The following is an 18,341-nucleotide window of genomic DNA, read 5'->3' as shown; positions in this document are numbered from 1 at the left end:
CGATCGAAGTGCAGCGTCCCCGTGTCAGCATTAAGGCAAAGCATGCTATACATTTGCCAGTATCTTTGTGACATCAAGCAGTTGCTCATGCAACATCCTTTGTGACGCCAGGCAGGATAAGCTTCGCCTTCAGCCCGCCCCATTCACCGCGGGAAAGCTCGAGCCGTCCCTGGTATTCGTTGGAAATCTCGGTGACGATCGAAAGGCCGAGCCCGGTTCCGGGCTTGCTTTCGTCGAGCCTGCGGCCGCGCTTCAGCGCCTCGCGGATCTGGTCCGGCTCCAGGCCAGGCCCATCATCCTCGACGGCGAGCTCCACCCAATGGCGGCGCGCGCTCGCCTCCACCCCTTTCACATCCTCGCCGGCCTCGACGGCCGAAAGCCGCACCCTGCTCTTGGCAAAACGCGCCGCATTTTCCAGGAGATTGCCGACAGTCTCCTCGAGATCCTGCTGCTCCATGGCAACGGCCAGATGCGGCGGCGAGACGACGAGATCGAATTCGGTATCGACGTTCAGACGGCGCATGACGCGCACCAGCCGCTCCAGCGCCGGCTCTGCATCGGTGCGGGCGAGCACGGATTCGCGCTGCGCGGCGATGCGCGCCCGATTGAGATAGGACTGCACCTGCCCCTGCATCGCTTCCGCCTGGCTGCGCACCAGCTCACCATGGGATTTCTCCAGGACCCGCGCCTCGTTGAGGAGCACGGCAATCGGCGTCTTCAGCGAATGAGCGAGATTGCCGACCTGCATGCGGGCGCGCTCGACGATGCGGCGGTTGCTGTCGATCAGCGCATTCACCTCGTTGGCGAGCGGCAGGATTTCGCGCGGGAAGTCGCCCTTCAGCTGCTCGCTCTCGCCGGCGCGGATGCGCTCCAACGCGGCACGCGCCTTGTCGAGCGGCTTCAGGCCGTAGAGAATCGCCAGCGCGTTGACGATCAGGCTGCCGACGCCGAAACCGGCGAGCGCCAGATAGAGGCTGTGGGAAAAGGTGCGCACGTCATCCTCGACGACATCGACATTGCCGGTGACGCGGACGCGCGCTGCACGCCCGTCAGTATCGAGCACCACTTCGGTCTCGGCCACCTGCACGCGGTTCCCGGAGGCGTCCGTCACCTGATAGTAGCGTTCGTAATTCTTGTCGAAGGGCGCCTCGACGACCGAGGGAACCGGAATGAGCGCCGAGCCGAGCGAAGGCGAGACCAGCGGAGCGGTCGTATAGGTGCCGAGCGGCTCCACCACCCAATACCAGCCGGTCTTCGGCTGGGCAAAACGCAGGTCGCCGAGCTGCGGGCTGCCGCTGAGTGCGCCCTGATCGCCGATCGTCACCGAATTGATGACGTTATAGAGCTGCGCCCGCAACAGATCCTGGAAACCGCGTTCGGCGCTCTTGCGGTAGAGGGTGGAGATCAACAGACCGATCACCACCAGCGCCACTGTCGACCAGACCGTGGTCAGCAACAAAACACGTGCGGTGAGCGACTTAATTCGCATGTTTCGGCGCTTGGATGCGGTAACCGAGACCGCGCACCGTTTCGATCAGGTCGACGCCCATTTTCTTGCGCAGGCGGCCGACGAAGACTTCGATCGTATTGGAATCACGGTCGAAATCCTGGTCGTACATATGCTCGACCAGTTCCGTGCGCGAGACGACCTCACCCATGTGATGCATGAGATAGGCGAGCAGGCGATATTCGTGCGAGGTCAGCTTCAGCGTCGTGCCGTTGACCGTCGCCTTCGAGGACTTGGTATCGAGCCGCACCGGCCCGCAGATGATCTCAGATGAGGAATGCCCGGCTGCACGCCGGATCAGCGCCCGAATGCGCGCCAGCACTTCCTCGACATGGAAGGGCTTGGTGACGTAGTCGTCGGCACCGGCATCGATGCCGGCGACCTTGTCGCTCCATCGGTCGCGCGCCGTGAGAATCAGCACCGGGACGCCGCGGCCGGCGCCGCGCCATTTTTCAAGAACGGTGACCCCGTCCATCTCCGGCAGGCCGATATCGAGGATGATGGCGTCATAGGGTTCGGTGTCGCCGAGGAAATGGCCTTCCTCGCCGTCGAACGCCTGGTCGACGACATATCCCGCCTCCTTCAGCGTGTCGGCCAGCTGCCGGTTCAGATTAACGTCGTCTTCGACTACCAGGATGCGCATCGGTCCGCCTTCGTCCGCTTCAAATCGATCAATGTCCTGAATAAGCCGATTCCGCTTACATCGGAACCTTTACCGTCACTTTGCGTGGGCGCTGGCCGTTGCCCTGCACAAGAACGGTGATGATGCAGGTATCGCCCACCGGTTGCACGGACAGCAGCTGGCCGCCCGTCTGCTCGACGACCTGGGCTGCGGCGGCGCTGCAATCGCCTCCCACACGCAGGACAAAACTGCCCGTGGCGTCCGGTGAGGGCGCCGATACCACCAGTCCGGCGGCCAATGCTGCGACGCTCAGAGGAAAGGCCATGTGTTATGCTTTCAAGGTAATGCCAACTTGCCTCGAATATGTACTCACGCGACCTGAATGGCAAATGAATGCGCTGTAATGCAGGGTGTTTAGAACTGTTCTCGACTCGTCGGGACAGCCTGTTTCAGCGCCTGGAAATCGCCGCCGCGGCAAGGTCCGGCGGCGCCGTTGCGTCCAAGAACGATAGCCTCCAGCCTTGGGATCCACGCATTCTTCGTCAGCCCCGTAAAGGCGGTGAGTTGACGGGACCGACTCCACAGCCGTCATTTGCGAATCGGCCGCGCCGTTCCGATTCCTGCCGACCGCAGCTTTCACGGGCCGGTTGAAACTGTTATGTCCTTGCTGCCCCCGCATTTCAGACCGTTTCAGCACCTATGCCAAAATCCTCCCGCTTCCGCTCGGCGCAGACGGTCACCGTCCTTGCCGTTACCCAGCTGATCGGCTGGGGCACGACTTTCGACATGCTCGGGGTCATGGGCCGCGTCGTGGCGCCGGATCTCGGCCTGCCGAACGAGGTGGTATTTGCCGGCCTGACGATCATGATGGTGGTCAGCGCCATTGTCGGTCCGGCGACCGGCCGCTGGCTCGGCCGCTATGGTGCTGCTCGGGTACTTTCGGCCGCCTCGCTGACCTTTGCGCTTGGCCTGCTTGTGCTTGCCGCCGCAAACGGCATCGTGCTCTATGCCAGCGCCTGGGTCATCCTCGGCATCGGCGGCGCATTTGGCCTCTCGGCACCGGCCTACACCGCCGTCGTCGAGCGCGAAGGGGCGAACGGCAAACGCGTCATCGCCATCCTGATGCTGTTCACCGGACTTTCGAGCGCCATCTTCTGGCCAATCCTCAGCCTGCTCAACGAGGCGGTCGGCTGGCGCCTGACCTTCCTGGTCTGCGCGGCGCTGCAATTCCTCGTCTGCCTGCCGCTGCATCTCTTCGCCCTGCCGAAGCCGCTCGCAACGCATATCGAAGGCAGCGCGGCCGAAATCGCCCCGGTGCCGCTGTCGAAGGCCGAGCAACGCAAAGTCTTCCTGCTGATTGCCGCGGCGACGACGATCTCGACCTTCATCACCTTCGGCATCTCCCCATCGCTGCTCGAAATCTTCCGCCAGTCCGGCGCCTCGCCAGCCCTAGCGCTGCAGCTCGGCTCGGCACGCGGCGTCCTTGGCATCTCGGCACGTTTCCTCGACATGCTGCTTGGCCGGCGCGGTAACCCCATGCTCAGCGCAGCCATGGGCATCAGCCTGATGATGATCAGTTTCCTGATAATGCTGGTCGCCAGCCCGTCGACACCGCTGCTCGTCACCTTCATCCTGCTCTACGGCTTTGGCGCCGGCGTCATGACTGTCGCCCGCGCGCTGCTGCCGCTGGCGCTGTTCTCACCGCGCGAATTCGGACTGCAATCGGCCAGGCTGTCGCTGCCGCAAAATCTCGCCAACGCCATCGCCCCGGTCATCTTCACCGCCATCCTCGACCGCGCCGGCACCGGCCCGGCGCTCGCCGCCTGCGCCGCTCTCGCGGCCTTGTCGCTGGCCTTCGTGCTGATGCTGATGGCGCTGGTGCGCGGCGCCCATGCATCGCAGCCGAGCCCGGTCGCTCCGTGACGGCCTGCACCCTAAAGTCAGCCATTCTTAATCTGTCTTGATTATCATCCGCGCAGAGACGAGAACACTTTCCGTCCACACATCGCGGCCATTGGGGCGAGTTGATGACGAACGGACGCCCGCTTTTCCCGAGTCTTTTGAATCGTTCGCCGCCGCTTTTTCGAAAGTTGAATCCGGTGGCTCAGAAGTTGAGTCAGCTTCGCGACGAACCGAATCCGGACAATCATTCATCCATTTGAAATTTAAACGGAATGCGGCTCGGCAGCCGGATGCCTGCAGGCGTCAGAGCGGCCGCGTCACCGCCGTGCGACTGTCGTAGTCGGCGGCGATGCGCTTTTCGCGGAGCGGCCGCACGCGGTCGATCGAGAGCTGATAATCGGGATGCGCCTTATAGGCGGCAAGGGCCGCTTCATCGTCGAATTCGCCATAGACTACAAGATCGATCTCGGTGCCCAGCTGATCGGTCTTCACATTGGTGCCGATTTCCAGCAGCCGCGCATGCGGAATGCCGGTCAGTATAGAAAGCCCGGCCCTCACCTCCTGCAGATGTTCCTCCTGCACGGTGAAAAAGACGATATGGCGGATCACGCGGAAGCTCCTGTCAGATTTCAGAGTCTCAGCCGGGCGATAACACGCGAGCCCCAGGCCTTCAACCGCGCGCGCATGCGATGCGCAGCATCGGGACGTATCGCCGCATCGAAGGCCATGGCATAGCTTGCCAGCTTTTCCGCCCGGTCGGTGCCATTGACGATGCGGCGGGCATTCACCCAGTCCGCGGTCGTCGCGTTCAGATGATCGGCGAGCTTGTGGCCGGTAAAACTGCCCTGCAGCATACCTTCGATCAGGATCGTCACCGCCGCATCCATCTCCATCGCGCGGTCGGGATCGGCAACGAGGTCGATCCCGGTCAGCACGCTCATCGCCTCATAGTTCCGCTTATGGGTGAGCTGCACCAGGCCGCGGCCGAGCCAGCTGCAGCCATCCTCGTCCGGCCGCCAGTAGGGTGTCTTCACCCAGGAGAGCCTGCCTGCCGCGAAGGCCGTCTCCAGGATCTCGACCGCGCGCGCATCGCTTTCCGCCAGCGTCTCCCGCACCGGCTGCATCGTATAGGCGGTCTCATGGTAAGCGGTTGCGAGGATATAGGCGAGCCACCGCCGGTCGGCCCCAGCAAACCGCTCTTCCCAGGCGTCGAGAATCGCCGTGATGCCCACTACCTGAGGCTGAGTCAGGTTTCCTTTGAAGAGCTGGTGCCGTACCGTATCGAAAAAGAATGTCCGGTCCATGTGGACAACCATTCCGCGCTTCCCTCGAATATCATGGTTAAGACCGTCTTAATCGATTAAATTCGATTTAATCGTTTAAAGTGTTTAAACCACTGATTTACACGCCTTTTGTCTTGTGCAATGCATCTCACTGCCCCGAAGCCTTACTACGAACAGAGGAGACTTCCGATGCAGACGCCGGCCAATACCCAAACCACCATTCCCCAGCATGTCGTCGACCAGATGGAAAACGAATGGCGCCAGATTCGCCCTGAACGGGAAAATACGCGCCCGGCCCAGCAGCCTCAACAACAACGCTGAAATATACGCAAAGCGGTACCAATGTAAGCTCGAGCGCCGCCCAGCGCCCGATCAATGCCCCGGCCAGTCGATCGTGGCCGGGTGAATTTTCACAGGGCAGTAGACGTCCCAGCGGTTTGCCCCCTCATCGCATCACAGCATCGAGCCGTTTTGCCAGCGTGTCCAACGATCGGGTGAAAACCATCTTATCGTCCAGCGCACGCGACAGAACCAGCGCTCCCTGAATACCGGAGACGCTCTCCTCGGCGAGCATTTGCGCCTGCTCCTCAGTACAGCCTGCCCGCATCAGCGCCGAACGCAAGGCTTCGATCCAGCGGCTGAAATAGTCGCCGATCGCTGCCGAAAACCGCTCGCGGGTCTCGTCAAGCGCAAAGGCACCGACCAGGCAGATGCGGCGGCCGGAGCGGAAGTAGTCGTTTATATTCGTCCACATCGCCGCGATCGCCTCACGGGCATCCCCATTTCTCAACGGCTGATAGATCGCATGTTCGAACCATGCATCGACATCGGCGAGCACCGATCTTGCCATCTCCTCCTTACCGCCGGGAAAGAAGTGGTAGAGGCTGCCCTTGCCGATGCCGGTGCGTTCGGTGATGCGGCTGAGCGACGTGCCTTCATAGCCGAGCTCGCGGAAGATTTCGGCGAGCAGCGGGACGATGTCGGCGCGTTCGTAGACGGTTTTCACCCGCGAACTTCCCTTGGCTTGATCAGAGACCGAGTTCGGTCAGACCGGGATGGTCGTCCGGCCGCCGGCCGAGCGGCCAGTGGTACTTGCGCTCCGATTCCCGGATCGGCAGGTCGTTGATGCAGGCGAAGCGGCGCTGCATCAAGCCGGCGGCGTCGAACTCCCAGTTCTCGTTGCCATAGGAGCGGAACCAGTTGCCGCTGTCATCATGCCATTCATAGGCGAAGCGCACGGCGATGCGATTGTCGGTGAAGGCCCAGATCTCCTTGATCAACCGGTAATCCAGCTCCTTGGCCCATTTGCGGGTGAGGAAAGCGACGATTTCGGCGCGGCCGTTGACGAATTCGGCGCGATTCCGCCAGCGGCTGTCCGGCGTATAGACGAGAGAGACGCGCTCGGGATCGCGGCTGTTCCAGCCATCCTCGGCAAGGCGGACTTTCTGGGTGGCGGTTTCAAGGGTGAAGGGCGGGACAAGGCTGGACATGATCACTCCTGTACTGAACGGTTATCACTGTACTGATTGGTACAATTATTGGCAATCCGCTTCGAAGCGATGTTCGCCCGGGATCGAGAGGCAGCCAAGGGGCACCCTCACCCGCGGGAACGGCGCAGCAGATCCACGCTCTCCTTCCGCCACCGCAGCGGCAGAGCATCCGGGCGAAGCACGATCTCTTCCGGCGTGAAACGCCATAGCCGTTCTGCTCCCTGAAAGGTGGCGATATCGGGGGAATCCAGCAGCACTTCGGCATTTCCCGTCATCTGCAGCATATCGCCGGTTTCGAAATCGACGAAGACCAACCCTGCCTTCGAATTGACGAGGATATTGCCAAGCGTGTTGAAGAACCGATTGCCGGCAAAATCGGGAATGGTCAGCACGCTGTCGGCGCCGACACGCACGAAGCCGGCATTGCCGCCGCGATGAGACACGTCCACCTGCCGCTCGCCATTGGCGCGGTCGACATAGGAGGCGACGAAAAACGTATCGGCGCCCTCGACCATCCCCAGCGCCCGATCGTCGAGTTGACCGGAATGAAGCGGCTGCGTCGCCGTCGGCATATCGGGATCGCGGACAAAGGCGGCAGAGCGAGGCTGGATATATTGCGGGCAATTGCCGAAGCTCTGGCCGACGCGAACGTCAAAACCTTTAGCGTCCGTCCTGCGGATCACGCCGTTCAGGCGGTTACGCCGCCGGGTCTCGAGCTGTATGCCAAGCATGGCGATCGCGTCGCCATCGTCCATGCCGGCATCGGCAGGATCGGCCGGGTCGCGCGGCAGGCCGACCTCAAGGACCTCCGGCTCAGGCGAGGCCATGAAGCCCGGTCGCTCAGCCCTTATCGTTGCCCAGACATCACCCTTGGCATCGACGGCGCCGAGCACGACGAAAGGCAGCATCGGAAAAAAGGCGCGGTGCTGTTCCGGCATGGCCTTGCGGACGAAATTCCGTCCCGGCCCGTCCATGCGTTCGACGACACCGACGCTGCGCTGGATGGCGAGTTCACCCTCATGCCAGGGTGACGGCGCGTCCTGTTCTGTCTGCTCCAGCATCTCGATCTCCTTGCAGGTATCGTTGGGGAAAGCGGGACGGTAGTCCGTCCCGGCGGCTTCTCATGCGGCAAGGCCGATTTTCGTCCTGCGAAAACCGACGAAGCCCGGCAGCGCCTCGATACGCGCAAGCCAGGCGCGCACCGCCTGATAGGCCGAGGTGTCGACATTGCCCTCCGGCGCATTGGCGATGTAGCTGTAGAGTGCAACATCGGCGATCGTCGCATTGTCGCCGAGCAGAAAGCGGCGAGCGTCCAGTTCCGCCTCGACCAGTGCGAGAATGCGGTGCGCCCGGGCGATCACCTCGTCGGTGCGAAAATCGGCGCCGAAGACGGTAACCAGGCGAGCAGCACATGGACCGTAGGCGATCTCGCCCGCAGCAACCGAGAGCCACTTCTGTATCCGGGCCGCTGCCACCGCTTCTTCCGGCAGCCAGTCGGTGCGGCCGTATTTGCGCGCGAGATAGACGAGGATGGCGGAGGAATCGGCGATGACGACCCCATTGTCGTCGAGGACCGGCACCTGGCCAAAGGGATTGAGCTTCAGAAAGTCCGGCGCCTTGTGAGCGCCGGCTGCCAGGTCGACCTCGACCAGTTCATAGGGCACGCCAAGCAGCGACAGGAACAGATGAGCCCGGTGTGCATGACCGGAGAGCGGGTGATGGTAGAGTTTCATGATGGTTCCTCTGGTCTTTCGATCGACGGGACGCGGTTGGCGATGGCCGCTTTGAACCATCTGCGGTGTAATTTACTGCCTTCCACCTGACTGCAGTAGAATGCTAATCTGGAAGGCATGTTACCAATTCATGGAAGGATAGAATGGACCGCCTCGACGCCATGACCGTGCTCCTTGCCGTTGTCGAACAGGGCAGCCTCTCGGCCGCCTCACGACATCTGCGATCCCCGCTCGCAACCGTCAGCCGCAAGGTTTCGGAACTGGAAGCACACCTCAACGCCCAGCTGCTGCAACGGAGCAACCGGAAGATCACGCTGACGGAGGCCGGCCGCTCCTATGTCGAGGCGGCGCGGGAAATTCTCGATCGGGTGGAAGAGGCAGAACGGACGGCGGCCGGCGAATATAGCGCGCCAAAGGGCGAACTGACGATGACCGCGCCGATCGTCTTTGGTCGGCTGCATGTCTTGCCTGTCGTGGTGGATTTCTTGAAAGCCTATCCCGATATCAATCTGCGGCTGATGCTTGGCGACCGACTGTCGAACCTCGTCGAGGATCATATCGACATGGCGCTTAGGATCGGCAACCTGCCGGACAGCAACCTGATCGCCACAAGGCTCGGCGCGATCCGCCGCACGGTCTATGCCAGCCCCGATTATCTCAAGCGGCACGCCCTCCCTCGGCATCCAGGCGATCTCGCCGCGCATGACTGCGTCACCTTCGAGGGCATGGCCTCGATGCTCAGCTGGACATTCACCGAGGGGAAACGCGATCTCTCAGTACCGATCCGCTCGCGGCTTGCCGTCAACACCGCCGAGGCGGCGGTAGACGCAGCTGTTGCCGGCCTCGGCATCACCCGCGTGCTCTCCTACCAGGCCGCACACGCCGAGAGCGCCGACCTGCTGGTGCCGCTGCTTGCCGATTTTGAACCACCGCCGGCGCCGGTGCATCTCGTCTATCCCGCGCAGGGACTGGTGCCGCTGAAGCTGCGGGCGCTGCTCGATTTCGCAACGCCGCGCCTGCGCGGGACGCTCAACAGGCCCTAAAGCGCGTCGCGATCTTTCAGATTCGCCCCTCGGGCTTTTGGTCTTTGTTTTGACGCATATCGTTATCGCAAAACCGCTGCACAGTTTTGCGCGACATGCTTTAGGTCTTTGTTTTTACGCATGTCGTTATCGCAAGACCGCTGCACAGGTTTGCGCGACATGCTTTAGGCGAGCTTGCCCTCTTCCGCCTTGTAGAAATACTGGCTGGCGACCAGCCAGCCCTTCAGCGGCCGCAGCGGCGGAATGCAGGTGGCGAGCATGAAGGGCCCGGTGACCAGAAGCTGCACCCAGATCGGCGCCGAAAAGGCCACCTCTAGCCAGACGCCGAGCAGCACGCTTGGTATGCAGGCGAAGCAGATGACGAAGAAGGCCGGACCGTCGGCAGGATCGGCGAAGGAATAGTCGAGGCCGCAGACCTCGCATTCCGGCTGCAGTGTCAGGAAGCCCTTGAACATATGACCCTGGCCGCAGCGCGGGCAGCGCCCCCTGATACCGGTCTGTATCGGAGGAAGTGGGGGATATTCCGTATCCATGACGATCTCGCTTTCCTGTGCCGCGGACATTGATGCACTCAATATCTTGAATGAATGCATGCAATATAATTACATTGGAAAGAAATTACCAGTCAATTCGCCAGAATGCCGCAGAACTCCCAGCGCAGGCCGGCAGCAAAGCTGACTGCAGATTTCTGAAGCAGCATTTGGGGCTGCAGCCAGGCTTGGCAGCCTGGGCAGTTCAAACGTGAACGTGACGGATATGCTTCGCCATCCCCGGACAGCTTAGGGTGCGGCCGATCTGATTCCCGACTGCTTCCGGATTTCGTCAGTGCCAGCCCGTGGCGGAATTCTGCGTCAGAAGAACGACCCCGCCATTTCCGGTGGGCCTTCCAGCGCATGGGCCATGAATTCCAGTGCGCCCTGCAGTTTCTCTCGGGTGATCGGTCCGCCAAGGCAGACGCGTACGGCCTCGGGTGCAACGCCCTCGACCGTGAAGGCATCGCTTGCGACGACGCCGATGCCGGAAGAACGAGTATGGCTGCCGAAGGTGGAGCGGGTCCAGCCGTTGGAGAGCGGCAGCCAGATGTTGAAGCTGATCGGATCGGCGCGGTAGCTGCCGGCCGGCAGGATGGCAGCAACCATTTGCTGGCGGGCGGCCGCCTCAGCACGGATGAAACGCAGGATCGTATCGGCGGTGCCGTCCTCGATCCAGCGGGTGGCGAGCGCCACGGTCAATGGCGAGGCCATGACATTGTTGGCGCGCATGGCGCTGACGAAGGGCCACACAGCCTTGCTGTCCGGCGCCACGACATAGGCAAGGCGCAGACCCGCGCCGATGCATTTCGCCAGCCCGCCGATATGCCAGGTCAGATCGGGCGCCATGGCGGCGAGCGGCGCCGGGCCTTGCTGTGGAATAAAGCCGTAGGCATCATCTTCGACGATCGGCACGTGATATTTGCGGGCAACGGCGCAAATCTCCTCGCGGCGCCTGGCCGGGATGGTCAGCGTCGTCGGGTTCTGCAGCGTCGGATTGAGATAGAGCGCTTTCGGTTTCAATCTCTCACAGGCGTCTGCAAAGGCGTCCGGCAAGATACCGTCCTCGTCCATCGGCAGGCCGGTCAGATTGAGCCGCAGCTGGGCGGCGATCGAGCGCATACCGGGATAGGTGATGACTTCCGAAAGCACGGTCTCGCCCGGTTTTGCCAGCAGGCCAAAGATCGCCAGCAGGGCCGGATGGGCGCCTGGTGTGACGAAGATCCGCTCCTGCGAGGGCACCAGCCCGCGACGGCTGAGCCAGGAGGCTGCAGCCTCCTTGTCCATGCTGGAGCCGCCGAAACCCTGGTAGCGCAGCAGCGGAATGAGGCTCGCCACCACTGCCGACATGCCCTCGCGCATGCGGGCGATCAGTTCCGGATCATCCGGTTCCGGCGGCATGTTCATCGAGAAATCGACGACGGAGGCGCGGCGGGGATCGGGCGCGGCGTCGGGTGCGAAGCCCTGGCGCTCCTTGTCCGCACCACCGGTGACGAAGGTGCCGCGGCCGACATGCGAATCCACAAGCCCGCGCTTCTGCGCCTCGACATAACCTCTGGCTACCGTCGTGAAATCGACATTCAGCCGCTTGGCGAGTTCACGTTGCGGCGGCAGCCGGTCCCCAACCACCAGGTGCCCGCTGCGCAGATCCATTTCGATCACATCGGCGATCGCCATATAACGGGGGCTGCTGCTGCGGCTGAGATCGGGATGCCAGTCTTTCATGTCGTGATCCGTGTCAGTCTGATTCCTGATAGGATTGACCGTATATTGTTGCGCAGTGCCACTGTCATCAAAAAATATCATACACACAAGTTTGAAGAGGATGGTCGACGGAATGACGCAGCGTTGCGCCGTGTGAGATATTACGAAAATCGCAGATTCCAACCGATTTGATCGCGGATTGAATGCGTTGCGCATTCCCCTACGGAATTGGCGATTCCCCACGCCGATAGCCGCTTGGATCTTTCCACGTTTCCAGCGCATCATCAAATGCGGTGGCGGAAATTCCCTCCGCCACAGCCTTGCCTCCGCCCATCCATCTTCTTACTTATTCAGAGTGGAGTGCGCCGGATTTCGGCCTTTCGCGCCGGCGCCCATCGGGATGAAAGTATGAATATCGATCCGATTTTGCGGTCAGTCGTGGCCGTCCGTTCCTCCATTCCGGAAGATGCCTTCACGGCGGAGACGCTGGGCACTGTCCGGGAAGGCAGCGGCGTGGTTATTCGCGACAACGGGCTGGTGCTGACCATCGGTTATCTCATCACCGAGGCCGAGGAGGTCTGGCTGACGACCCATGACGGGCGCGTGGTTCCCGCGCATGCGCTTGCCTATGATCAGGAAAGCGGCTTCGGCCTGGTCCAGGCGCTCGGGGCCCTGAATGCCCCGGCGGTAGATCTCGGCGACGCGGCGACAGCCAAGCCCGGCGATCCCGTCGTGCTTGCCGATGGGATCGGAGAATTCGTCGAGGCAAATATCGTCGCCCGGCAGGAATTCGCCGGCTATTGGGAATATCTGCTGGACGAGGCGATTTTCACGGCACCGGCCCATCCCTCATGGGGCGGCGCGGCGCTGATCGGTTCGGACGGCAAGCTTCTCGGCATCGGTTCGCTTCGCCTGCAGATGAGCGATGGCGACGAGGTTGCCGATATCAACATGGTCGTGCCGATAGACCTTTTGCCGCCGATCCTTGACGATCTCTTGAACCGCGGCCAGGTCAACAAGCCGCCGCGGCCTTGGCTCGGCGCCTTCTCTGCCGAGAGCAATGGCGGCGTGGTGGTCATGAGCGTGGCCGAAGGCGGTCCGGCCGCCCAGGCGGGCCTGCGTCAGGGCGATATCATATCGGAGATCCGCGACGAAGAGGTCGATGGCCTGGCCGATTTCTACCGCAAGCTCTGGAGCAGCGGCCCGGCCGGCGCCGAAATCCCCATGCGGATTCTCAGGAACGGCCGGGAAGCCTGGCTGCGCATCAAATCCGCCGACCGCAACAGCTTTCTCAGAAAGCCGCAGCTGCAGTAAGGCTGCGTCCAGCGTCGTGAGAAAGCCGCTAGCGCTCAGTCGAGCGGATTGTCCGGGCATCCTTATCCCGCCTCAGAGATTTTCCGATGTGATCGTCAGGAAGCGCACCGGCTCGGCGCTGACCTCCACCTCGATGAGACCCAGCCTGTTCAGGGCAAGGTCTATCGATCTCCTTGCCTGCACCTCCGGCGCCTGGTCGAGCACGATCGACATGATGCCGTGGCGGAGGTAGTCCTGCGTCTGCTCCGTCAATTCGTGGCCGACCCAGAACGGCCGCCTAGCCTTGTTTGCCTCGAGCACCCTGGCAACACCCTTGTTGTCGCCGCCGGCACTATAGACGCCGATGATGCCGGGCTCCCGCAGGAGGGCCGCTTGCAGCAGCTCCATGGCATTGTGCTCATCATCGAGATCGAACATGACCTCGATGAAACGATGTTCGTTTGAACCCTTCTCCGAGAGATAGCTGGAGAAGCCGCGGATCCGCTCCTTATGGTTCTCATAGGCGCCGCTGTGGCAGAGAGCGACGAACGAACCGGGGCGCTGCGCCAGCATGCCCGACATGTAGTGAGCCGCGGTGCGTCCGGCAGCATAATTGTCGATGCCGACATAGGGCAGTTCGGGGGCCGGACGGGTCATGATCTGAACGACGGGGATGCCGAGACCGGCCGCCTTCCGCACGCTGGTGACGACATCGGCATGGTCGGGCGCAACCACGATCAGCGCCGATCGGCGTGCCATCGGGTTGGCGATGTAGCGGGCGAATTGCGCCGGCTCGTTCTCGCGGACGAAGGTGCGGTGAACGGTGATGCTGTCGTCAAGCGAGGCGGCGATGCGCTCGAACGCCCGGTTCAAACGCGAATAGAAGCTGGTCTCCGGGCGAACCAGGATCACCTCTATCCGGATCAGGCCGCGATGGGCGACCGGCAGGCTTTGCCGGTACTCAAGCCGTCTTGCCGCCAGGAAGACTTTCTCCACCGTCTCCGGCCGCACGCCGCCGCGGCGGTTAAGGACGCGCTCCACGGTCGCGGTGCCAACGCCGGCTTGCCTCGCGACATCCTTCAAAGTCACCTTCATCAGGGCTCACTCACTCCCAAAGCTGACACAGCAGAGCATCGGCATGCTCTGGGGTCAATGATCAAATTTGATCAAGGAAGCATTGGAGTATCGGGGCGCCGCAGCAGTATCGTGCCAGCAATCCGGGAGGAGCACCGGACGGTCCAAAACGAACGAGATCAAGGATCATCCGCCGGCGCGAAGCGGCCGGGGATGACGGAGGAGCCAGATGAAGATCGCACTTGACCCGCATATGCACCGTCACCTCAACCTGCGCGACCTCTGCCGCAAGGCGGCGGAGCTCGGTTATGAGCATATCGAGCTTTCACCGCGCGACGATTTTCTGCCCTGGTGGGTGCGCCCGCGGGCACACAAGGAACGCATCGCGGAATTCAAGGCGGCCCTGAAGGATCACGGCGTCCAGCTCGCCTCGATCCTGCCGATGTATCGCTGGGCGAGCCCGCATGAGGACGAGCGGCAGGCCGCGGTGCGCTACTGGAAAGAAGCGATCGCGATCGCCGCCGAAATGGGCTGCGATACGATGAACTCGGAATTCGGCCGCGGCCCGTCGCCGGATCGCAGCCACCGCGCCAGCTGCTGCGGCGGCATGCATACCCACGAGCACAGCGAGGCTGCCTGGTGGCGCTCGATAGAAGAGCTCGTTCCGGTGTTCGAGCGTGAGGGCGTCACGCTCAACATGGAACCGCATCCGGAAGACTGGTGCGAAACGCTGCATCCGGCGATCGACATGCTGAAGACCATCGGCTCGAAGAACGTCAAATTCCTCTACTGCGCGCCGCATACCTTCTATTTCGGTGACGATATGGCGCGGATGATCCGCGATGCCGGCCCGCTGATCGCCCATGTGCATGTGGCCGATACCTATAATCACAAGGCCTCATCCGGGCTGCGCTACATCATCAATCCACCGGGCGCGAAGGTCACCATCCATCAGCACATGGATATGTACCAGGGCGAGATCAATTGGGATGTCTTCTTCTCCTCGCTCGCCGCAGTCGGGTTCGACGGCATCATCACCGCCTGCGTCTTCGGCTGGGAGGAGCGCGCCGACGATTCCGGGCGCTTCATGCGCTCCGAAATTCAAAAATATGTCGACAAATACTGGCCCGGGAAACTTGGCTGATCGCCAACATCCGCCCCGGCACCCACTCAGGAATAAAACCGTGACCATCACGATTACGACAGCCCCCTGCTGCTGGGGCGTTGATGACGTCAACAATCCAAACCTTCCCTCCTGGGAACGCGTCTTCCACGAGGCGGCGGCAGCCGGCTATGGCGGCCTTGAACTCGGGCCCTATGGTTACGTGCCGCTCGATGATGCGCTCGTCGCAAAGGCGCTCACCGAGCGCAATCTCTTCATCGTCGCCGGCACGATCTTCGACGATCTGGTCTCTCCTGAAAATCGGGAGACATTGCTGCGGCAGACGGACGAAATCTGCGCCGTTATCACCAGGCTGCCGCAGCCGGAACAGGTGGCGGGCCAGCGGTTCAGGACGCCCTATCTCACGGTCATGGACTGGGGGCACGACGAACGGGACTATGCTGCCGGCCATTCCGATCGTGCGCCGCGTCTCGATGACAAGGCCTGGGCCGGGATGGTCGCCAACATCACGGCGATCGCCGAACTCGCTCGGCGGAAATACGGCGTGCGCGCCGTCATCCACCCGCATGCGGGCGGCTATATCGAATTTGCCGATGAAATCGAGCGGGTGGCAGGTGACATTCCGCAGGAGATCGCCGGCTTCTGCCTCGACACCGGCCATAGCTATTATGCCGGCATGGATCCGGTCGAGATGCTTCGCCGCTATGCCGACAGGCTGGACTACGTCCACTTCAAGGATATCGACCAGGGCGTCTTCGACCGTGTGCTGGGTGAAAGGATCCGCTTCTTCGAGGCCTGCGGACAGGGCGTCATGTGCCCGATCGGCCGCGGGGTCATCGATTATCCCGCCGTCAAGCGGACGCTCGAGGAGATCGGCTATCACGGCTTCATCACCGTCGAGCAGGAGCGCGATCCGCTCAATGTCGCCGGCAGCCTCGAAGATGTGAAGCAAAGCCGCGATTACCTCAGGTCGGTCGGGTTCTAGAGCATTTCCGTTTTCTTCGAAACACGGAAACGCTCCATCTCTGTTTTGCGCAATTCCGGACGCAAAACCGCTGCGCACTTTTGCTGGAATTGCTAGGGAAAAAACTATGACGAATAACAGGCAAAAACCGATCCGCTGGGGTATGGTCGGCGGCGGCAAAGGCAGCCAGATCGGCTATATTCATCGCTCGGCAGCGCATCGCGACGACGTCTTTACCCTTATGGCGGGTGCCTTCGATATCGATCCCGAACGCGGCCGCGCCTTCGGCCTCGATCTGGGGCTCGACGAAGCCAGGAGCTACCGGGACTATGCGACTATGTTTGCGGCCGAAGCCGGGCGCGCCGACGGCATCGAGGCCGTGTCGATCGCGACACCCAACAACACCCATTTCGCGATCTGCAAAGCGGCACTCGAACATGATCTGCATGTGATCTGCGAAAAGCCGCTCTGCTTCACGATCGCCGAGGCCGAAGAACTGAAGACGCTTTCCCGGGCGCGCGGCCGGATCGTCGGCGTGACCTACGGCTATGCCGGCCACCAGATGATCGAGCAGGCACGCGCCATGGTCAGGAATGGTGATCTCGGCGAGATCCGCATCGTCAACCTGCAATTCGCCCATGGCTTCCATAGCGCTGCGGTGGAGGAGCAGAACCCCTCGACGCGCTGGCGCGTCGACCCGAAATTCGCAGGTTCCAGCTATGTCCTCGGCGATGTCGGGACCCACCCGCTTTATATCGCCAAGGTCATCCTGCCGCACCTGAAGGTCAGGCGTCTGCTCTGCACCCGCCAGAGCTTCGTCAAAAGCCGCGCGCCGCTGGAAGACAATGCGGTGACCCTGATGGAATATGATAATGGCGCGATCGCCACCATCTGGTCGAGCGCCGTCAATGCCGGCTCCATGCACGGCCAGAAGATCCGCATCGTCGGCTCGAAGGCCAGTATCGAATGGTGGGACGAGCGGCCGAACCAGCTCTCCTACGAGATCCAGGGCGAACCGGCTCGCATCCTCGAGCGCGGCATGGGCTATCTCTATCCACAAGCCAGGATCGACGACCGGATCGGCGGCGGTCACCCGGAAGGTCTCTTCGAAGCCTGGGCGAACCTCTATCGCCGCTTCGGCTTTGCCATCAACAGAGAGCGCGGCCTCGCCCCTGCGGGGATCGAAGACCTCGTCTTTCCCGATGTCGATGCCGGACTGGAAGGGGTACGCTGGGTGGAAAACTGCGTGCGTTCCGCCGACGCTGGCGGGATCTGGCTGGATTATCGCTAGGTCTTCAAGGAGCCCTGGTGCGTCCCTGCCCTCAGATCGCGCCATATGCCGGCTTTACACGGTTGCGCTGGAGACCTGTTCAAGGACGCCTTTCCATACCCTCTCAGATAAGCGGATCGTCATCCTCCGTTGCCTGCGGCGGGCGGCGACGCGTGCTGTCGTTGGCGGCTTTCTTATGCTCGTCGGCAGCTGCCTCGCGGATTTTCTGGAAGCGGTTGTCGCCGGCGTCGTCTGCGGGTGGCTGCGGGTCGCTCTTTTTCACAAAACGGATCATTGGTCATTTCCTGCTTTGAGAGTGGGAGCGCTCCGCCCAGATATCGGAGTGCTCTGAAAAATGGTGTCAGATGGCAAGCGCGGTGGCGCAGGCCTGAACACTTCGGCTGTCGGGTGAGGTCTGCCCAGGCATGGTCGCCCAACCGCCGGCCTCGACGAACTGACGCTGCTTGTAGCCTTCGGTAATCGCCTTGAACTCGATCAGTTTAGCGCCCGCATCCGGCGCCGCATTGAACCGTTCGACGCAAATGGCGGACGCCAGTTCTCCGCGTGCAACGTCGCCGGCGGCGGCTGCCGCTTTGCTTGACGTGCCGCCTGTTACCCAACCTCCCCAGCTGAAGCCGATAATCATCGTGGCGATTGCCGTGACGACGCAGGCCCAGACGAGAAGCGTCTTGGATGGCTGGTAACTGTCGAAACGCTGGGTGATCGATGTCTTGCTGCTGCTCTGAACGGACATTGGAATTCTCCCTGTCTATTGTTCGGGTTCGCCGTCCGGCCACGCCGGA

At 62.0% G+C, this 18,341-nt stretch carries 21 protein-coding genes; 7 read left to right on the top strand and 14 right to left on the bottom strand.

The window, feature by feature from the left end; genetic code table 11:
- Nucleotides 1–85: 85 nt before the first annotated feature.
- From AC1D2N_RS16100 to AC1D2N_RS16090, 3 genes are read right to left on the bottom strand one after another with little or no spacing between them, the layout of a single operon-like run.
- On the bottom strand, nucleotides 86–1,489 hold the full coding sequence (locus tag AC1D2N_RS16100; protein ID WP_003546769.1) for a sensor histidine kinase: 1,404 nt from the start codon (nucleotides 1,487–1,489) through the stop codon (nucleotides 86–88).
- On the bottom strand, nucleotides 1,479–2,150 hold the full coding sequence (locus AC1D2N_RS16095; protein WP_018241306.1) for a response regulator transcription factor: 672 nt from the start codon (nucleotides 2,148–2,150) through the stop codon (nucleotides 1,479–1,481). The genes AC1D2N_RS16100 and AC1D2N_RS16095 overlap by 11 nt, the downstream gene beginning before the upstream one ends.
- 55 nt (nucleotides 2,151–2,205) lie before the next feature.
- The gene (locus AC1D2N_RS16090; RefSeq protein ID WP_018241305.1) at nucleotides 2,206–2,454 is read right to left on the bottom strand and encodes a hypothetical protein; all 249 of its coding nucleotides are present in this window, start codon (nucleotides 2,452–2,454) and stop codon (nucleotides 2,206–2,208) included.
- Nucleotides 2,455–2,828: 374 nt separating this feature from the next.
- Here AC1D2N_RS16090 and AC1D2N_RS16085 point away from each other — a divergent pair, with 374 nt between their 5' ends.
- Nucleotides 2,829–4,052 carry an MFS transporter gene (locus AC1D2N_RS16085; RefSeq protein ID WP_130652079.1) on the top strand — a complete coding sequence of 408 codons (1,224 nt, stop codon included), beginning with the start codon at nucleotides 2,829–2,831 and terminating at the stop codon, nucleotides 4,050–4,052.
- 282 nt (nucleotides 4,053–4,334) lie between these two features.
- Here the strand turns inward: AC1D2N_RS16085 and AC1D2N_RS16080 are convergent, their stop codons facing one another.
- The gene (locus AC1D2N_RS16080) at nucleotides 4,335–4,640 is read right to left on the bottom strand and encodes a Dabb family protein (protein ID WP_003546748.1); all 306 of its coding nucleotides are present in this window, start codon (nucleotides 4,638–4,640) and stop codon (nucleotides 4,335–4,337) included.
- 20 nt (nucleotides 4,641–4,660) lie between these two features.
- Nucleotides 4,661–5,347: a hypothetical protein gene (locus tag AC1D2N_RS16075; RefSeq protein WP_018241304.1), complete on the bottom strand. Its 687-nt coding sequence runs from the start codon at nucleotides 5,345–5,347 to the stop codon at nucleotides 4,661–4,663.
- 156 nt (nucleotides 5,348–5,503) lie between these two features.
- Between AC1D2N_RS16075 and AC1D2N_RS16070 the strand changes: the two genes are divergently transcribed.
- Nucleotides 5,504–5,635: a hypothetical protein gene (locus AC1D2N_RS16070; protein WP_018241303.1), complete on the top strand. Its 132-nt coding sequence runs from the start codon at nucleotides 5,504–5,506 to the stop codon at nucleotides 5,633–5,635.
- A gap of 124 nt (nucleotides 5,636–5,759) precedes the next feature.
- Here AC1D2N_RS16070 and AC1D2N_RS16065 read toward each other — a convergent pair whose 3' ends face one another.
- From AC1D2N_RS16065 to AC1D2N_RS16050, 4 genes are all read right to left on the bottom strand, one after another.
- Nucleotides 5,760–6,320 (bottom strand): TetR/AcrR family transcriptional regulator, encoded by a 561-nt coding sequence (locus AC1D2N_RS16065; protein ID WP_018446208.1) that lies wholly within the window; start codon nucleotides 6,318–6,320, stop codon nucleotides 5,760–5,762.
- A gap of 22 nt (nucleotides 6,321–6,342) precedes the next feature.
- Complete coding sequence (locus AC1D2N_RS16060; protein WP_130716042.1) at nucleotides 6,343–6,804, bottom strand: nuclear transport factor 2 family protein; 462 nt, start codon at nucleotides 6,802–6,804, stop codon at nucleotides 6,343–6,345.
- Between the two features lie 107 nt (nucleotides 6,805–6,911).
- Entirely contained in the window at nucleotides 6,912–7,865 is a 954-nt protein-coding gene (locus tag AC1D2N_RS16055) for a pyridoxamine 5'-phosphate oxidase family protein (protein WP_130652078.1), read from the bottom strand.
- A gap of 60 nt (nucleotides 7,866–7,925) precedes the next feature.
- Entirely contained in the window at nucleotides 7,926–8,537 is a 612-nt protein-coding gene (locus tag AC1D2N_RS16050) for a glutathione S-transferase family protein (protein ID WP_130652077.1), read from the bottom strand.
- Nucleotides 8,538–8,680: 143 nt separating this feature from the next.
- Between AC1D2N_RS16050 and AC1D2N_RS16045 the strand changes: the two genes are divergently transcribed.
- Entirely contained in the window at nucleotides 8,681–9,580 is a 900-nt protein-coding gene (locus AC1D2N_RS16045; protein ID WP_130652076.1) for a LysR family transcriptional regulator, read from the top strand.
- A gap of 164 nt (nucleotides 9,581–9,744) precedes the next feature.
- Here AC1D2N_RS16045 and AC1D2N_RS16040 read toward each other — a convergent pair whose 3' ends face one another.
- Together AC1D2N_RS16040 and AC1D2N_RS16035 are read right to left on the bottom strand one after the other, a co-directional pair.
- Nucleotides 9,745–10,113 carry a DUF983 domain-containing protein gene (locus AC1D2N_RS16040; RefSeq protein WP_017990843.1) on the bottom strand — a complete coding sequence of 123 codons (369 nt, stop codon included), beginning with the start codon at nucleotides 10,111–10,113 and terminating at the stop codon, nucleotides 9,745–9,747.
- Between the two features lie 318 nt (nucleotides 10,114–10,431).
- Nucleotides 10,432–11,835 carry an aminotransferase-like domain-containing protein gene (locus tag AC1D2N_RS16035; RefSeq protein WP_130652075.1) on the bottom strand — a complete coding sequence of 468 codons (1,404 nt, stop codon included), beginning with the start codon at nucleotides 11,833–11,835 and terminating at the stop codon, nucleotides 10,432–10,434.
- Between the two features lie 387 nt (nucleotides 11,836–12,222).
- On the opposite strand from AC1D2N_RS16035, the gene AC1D2N_RS16030 reads away from it, so the two are divergent.
- Nucleotides 12,223–13,128, top strand: coding sequence for a S1C family serine protease (locus AC1D2N_RS16030; RefSeq protein ID WP_018241295.1), 906 nt, complete (start codon nucleotides 12,223–12,225; stop codon nucleotides 13,126–13,128).
- 72 nt (nucleotides 13,129–13,200) lie between these two features.
- Here the strand turns inward: AC1D2N_RS16030 and AC1D2N_RS16025 are convergent, their stop codons facing one another.
- Nucleotides 13,201–14,202: a LacI family DNA-binding transcriptional regulator gene (locus tag AC1D2N_RS16025; RefSeq protein ID WP_165403083.1), complete on the bottom strand. Its 1,002-nt coding sequence runs from the start codon at nucleotides 14,200–14,202 to the stop codon at nucleotides 13,201–13,203.
- A 208-nt stretch (nucleotides 14,203–14,410) separates the two neighbouring features.
- On the opposite strand from AC1D2N_RS16025, the gene AC1D2N_RS16020 reads away from it, so the two are divergent.
- From AC1D2N_RS16020 to AC1D2N_RS16010, 3 genes are all read left to right on the top strand, one after another.
- Nucleotides 14,411–15,325 (top strand): sugar phosphate isomerase/epimerase family protein, encoded by a 915-nt coding sequence (locus tag AC1D2N_RS16020; RefSeq protein WP_047619719.1) that lies wholly within the window; start codon nucleotides 14,411–14,413, stop codon nucleotides 15,323–15,325.
- 40 nt (nucleotides 15,326–15,365) lie between these two features.
- Entirely contained in the window at nucleotides 15,366–16,289 is a 924-nt protein-coding gene (locus AC1D2N_RS16015) for a TIM barrel protein (RefSeq protein WP_018241292.1), read from the top strand.
- Nucleotides 16,290–16,395: 106 nt separating this feature from the next.
- Entirely contained in the window at nucleotides 16,396–17,559 is a 1,164-nt protein-coding gene (locus AC1D2N_RS16010) for a Gfo/Idh/MocA family protein (RefSeq protein ID WP_130652073.1), read from the top strand.
- Between the two features lie 103 nt (nucleotides 17,560–17,662).
- On the opposite strand, the gene AC1D2N_RS16005 is transcribed toward AC1D2N_RS16010, so the two are convergent.
- Nucleotides 17,663–17,833 carry a hypothetical protein gene (locus AC1D2N_RS16005; RefSeq protein ID WP_165403082.1) on the bottom strand — a complete coding sequence of 57 codons (171 nt, stop codon included), beginning with the start codon at nucleotides 17,831–17,833 and terminating at the stop codon, nucleotides 17,663–17,665.
- A gap of 66 nt (nucleotides 17,834–17,899) precedes the next feature.
- Nucleotides 17,900–18,292: a hypothetical protein gene (locus AC1D2N_RS16000; RefSeq protein ID WP_018241289.1), complete on the bottom strand. Its 393-nt coding sequence runs from the start codon at nucleotides 18,290–18,292 to the stop codon at nucleotides 17,900–17,902.
- Between the last annotated feature and the right edge of the window lie 49 nt (nucleotides 18,293–18,341).

This window comes from Rhizobium sp. P1_B8, from assembly GCF_056406515.1.
The sequence above is the reverse complement of the archived record's forward strand: the minus strand, read 5'-3'. Positions and strand labels throughout refer to the sequence as shown.

Coding starts and splice junctions, on each gene's coding strand:
- AC1D2N_RS16025 (WP_165403083.1), bottom strand. CDS start 14,202: ATGAAGGTGACTTTGAAGGATGTCGCGAGGCAAGCCGGCGTTGGCACC.
- AC1D2N_RS16070 (WP_018241303.1), top strand. CDS start 5,504: ATGCAGACGCCGGCCAATACCCAAACCACCATTCCCCAGCATGTCGTC.
- AC1D2N_RS16100 (WP_003546769.1), bottom strand. CDS start 1,489: ATGCGAATTAAGTCGCTCACCGCACGTGTTTTGTTGCTGACCACGGTC.
- AC1D2N_RS16075 (WP_018241304.1), bottom strand. CDS start 5,347: ATGGTTGTCCACATGGACCGGACATTCTTTTTCGATACGGTACGGCAC.
- AC1D2N_RS16095 (WP_018241306.1), bottom strand. CDS start 2,150: ATGCGCATCCTGGTAGTCGAAGACGACGTTAATCTGAACCGGCAGCTG.
- AC1D2N_RS16010 (WP_130652073.1), top strand. CDS start 16,396: ATGACGAATAACAGGCAAAAACCGATCCGCTGGGGTATGGTCGGCGGC.
- AC1D2N_RS16055 (WP_130652078.1), bottom strand. CDS start 7,865: ATGCTGGAGCAGACAGAACAGGACGCGCCGTCACCCTGGCATGAGGGT.
- AC1D2N_RS16000 (WP_018241289.1), bottom strand. CDS start 18,292: ATGTCCGTTCAGAGCAGCAGCAAGACATCGATCACCCAGCGTTTCGAC.
- AC1D2N_RS16050 (WP_130652077.1), bottom strand. CDS start 8,537: ATGAAACTCTACCATCACCCGCTCTCCGGTCATGCACACCGGGCTCAT.
- AC1D2N_RS16040 (WP_017990843.1), bottom strand. CDS start 10,113: ATGGATACGGAATATCCCCCACTTCCTCCGATACAGACCGGTATCAGG.
- AC1D2N_RS16020 (WP_047619719.1), top strand. CDS start 14,411: ATGAAGATCGCACTTGACCCGCATATGCACCGTCACCTCAACCTGCGC.
- AC1D2N_RS16035 (WP_130652075.1), bottom strand. CDS start 11,835: ATGAAAGACTGGCATCCCGATCTCAGCCGCAGCAGCAGCCCCCGTTAT.
- AC1D2N_RS16060 (WP_130716042.1), bottom strand. CDS start 6,804: ATGTCCAGCCTTGTCCCGCCCTTCACCCTTGAAACCGCCACCCAGAAA.
- AC1D2N_RS16085 (WP_130652079.1), top strand. CDS start 2,829: ATGCCAAAATCCTCCCGCTTCCGCTCGGCGCAGACGGTCACCGTCCTT.
- AC1D2N_RS16045 (WP_130652076.1), top strand. CDS start 8,681: ATGGACCGCCTCGACGCCATGACCGTGCTCCTTGCCGTTGTCGAACAG.
- AC1D2N_RS16005 (WP_165403082.1), bottom strand. CDS start 17,833: ATGATCCGTTTTGTGAAAAAGAGCGACCCGCAGCCACCCGCAGACGAC.
- AC1D2N_RS16030 (WP_018241295.1), top strand. CDS start 12,223: ATGAATATCGATCCGATTTTGCGGTCAGTCGTGGCCGTCCGTTCCTCC.
- AC1D2N_RS16090 (WP_018241305.1), bottom strand. CDS start 2,454: ATGGCCTTTCCTCTGAGCGTCGCAGCATTGGCCGCCGGACTGGTGGTA.